1 rRNA gene is annotated in these 2,426 nt (G+C 55.7%); it reads right to left on the bottom strand.

The features are described 5' to 3' along the window. Positions 1-62: 62 nt before the first annotated feature. Positions 63-2,426, bottom strand: a 23S ribosomal RNA gene (locus GFY24_RS40775); the annotation flags it as partial.

Below are 2,426 nucleotides of genomic sequence, written 5' to 3'. Positions count from 1 at the left end.
TCTGTCTTCTCGGTGATCTGTGTGTTGTTTCAGATACCGCACAGTGGACGCGTAGCTTCTTTGTTGGTAAGTCCTCGGCCTATTAGTACCGGTCACCTGCACCCGTTACCGGGCTTCCAGTTCCGGCCTATCAACCCAATGGTCTGTTGGGGGCCTTAACCTATCAAGTAGGTGAGAAACCTCATCTTGGAACAGGCTTCCCGCTTAGATGCTTTCAGCGGTTATCCCTTCCGAACGTAGCAAACCAGCCGTGCCCTTGGCAGGACAACTGGCACACCAGAGGTTCGTCCGTCCCGGTCCTCTCGTACTAGGGACAGCCTTCCTCAAGTTTCTGACGCGCGCGGCGGATAGAGACCGAACTGTCTCACGACGTTCTAAACCCAGCTCGCGTGCCGCTTTAATGGGCGAACAGCCCAACCCTTGGGACCTACTCCAGCCCCAGGATGCGACGAGCCGACATCGAGGTGCCAAACCATCCCGTCGATATGGACTCTTGGGGAAGATCAGCCTGTTATCCCCGGGGTACCTTTTATCCGTTGAGCGACACCGCTTCCACTTGCCGGTGCCGGATCACTAGTCCCGACTTTCGTCCCTGCTCGACCTGTCGGTCTCACAGTCAAGCTCCCTTGTGCACTTGCACTCGACACCTGATTGCCAACCAGGCTGAGGGAACCTTTGGGCGCCTCCGTTACATTTTGGGAGGCAACCGCCCCAGTTAAACTACCCACCAGGCACTGTCCCTGAACCCGATCAGGGTCCGAGGTTAGAAGTCCAATACGATCAGAGTGGTATTTCAACGATGACTCCACGAATACTGGCGTACCCGCTTCACAGTCTCCCACCTATCCTACACAAACCGTACCGAACACCAATACCAAGCTATAGTGAAGGTCCCGGGGTCTTTTCGTCCTGCCGCGCGTAACGAGCATCTTTACTCGTAATGCAATTTCGCCGAGTCTGTGGTTGAGACAGCTGAGAAGTCGTTACGCCATTCGTGCAGGTCGGAACTTACCCGACAAGGAATTTCGCTACCTTAGGATGGTTATAGTTACCACCGCCGTTTACCGGGGCTTAAATTCTCAGCTTCGCCCTTACAGGCTAACCGGTCCTCTTAACCTTCCGGCACCGGGCAGGCGTCAGTCCGTATACATCGTCTTACGACTTCGCACGGACCTGTGTTTTTAGTAAACAGTCGCTTCTCACTGGTCTCTGCGACCTCACCCAGCTCGGGAAGCAAGTTCCGTCACCAGACAAGGCCCTCCTTCTCCCGAAGTTACGGAGGTATTTTGCCGAGTTCCTTAACCACAGTTATCTCGATCGCCTTAGTATTCTCTACCTGACCACCTGTGTCGGTTTGGGGTACGGGCCATGTACCAGCTCGCTAGAGGCTTTTCTCGGCAGCATAGGATCACTGAATTCGCCTCAATCGGCTACGCATCACCTCTCAGGCTTAATGTTGTGCGGATTTGCCTACACAACGCCCTACAGGCTTACACCCGGACAACCATTACCGGGCCCAGCTACCTTCCTGCGTCACCCCATCGCTTGACTACTACAGCCAGGGTCATATGCATCCACGTTCCCTCTCCCCGAAGGAAGATAAGACCGCTTCAGGATACTTAGCACAACTGATTCGCCATTGGGCGCGGATACACGGGTACGGGAATATCAACCCGTTGTCCATCGACTACGCCTGTCGGCCTCGCCTTAGGTCCCGACTCACCCTGGGCGGATTAACCTGGCCCAGGAACCCTTGGTCATTCGGCGGACGAGTTTCTCACTCGTCTTTCGCTACTCATGCCTGCATTCTCACTCCCATGGCCTCCACGGCTGGATCACTCCGCCGCTTCCCTGGCCACAGGACGCTCCCCTACCCATCCACACTCCTGGCTCGAAAGCAGAATAATGTGTGAATGCCGCGGCTTCGGCGGTGTACTTGAGCCCCGCTACATTGTCGGCGCAGGATCACTTGACCAGTGAGCTATTACGCACTCTTTCAAGGGTGGCTGCTTCTAAGCCAACCTCCTGGTTGTCTTCGCGACCCCACATCCTTTTCCACTTAGTACACGCTTAGGGGCCTTAGCCGGCGATCTGGGCTGTTTCCCTCTCGACTACGAAGCTTATCCCCCGCAGTCTCACTGCCACGCTCTCACACACCGGCATTCGGAGTTTGGCTGACTTCGGTAAGCTTGTGGGCCCCCTAGGCCATCCAGTAGCTCTACCTCCGGTGTGAAACACGTGACGCTGCACCTAAATGCATTTCGGGGAGAACCAGCTATCACGGAGTTTGATTGGCCTTTCACCCCTACCCACAGCTCATCCCCTCAGTTTTCAACCTAAGTGGGTTCGGGCCTCCACGACGTCTTACCGTCGCTTCACCCTGGCCATGGGTAGATCACTCCGCTTCGGGTCCATAGTGTGCGACT

Source organism: Nocardia sp. SYP-A9097 (assembly GCF_009649815.1).
Lineage (GTDB): Bacteria > Actinomycetota > Actinomycetes > Mycobacteriales > Mycobacteriaceae > Nocardia.
The sequence above is the reverse complement of the archived record's forward strand: the minus strand, read 5'-3'. Positions and strand labels throughout refer to the sequence as shown.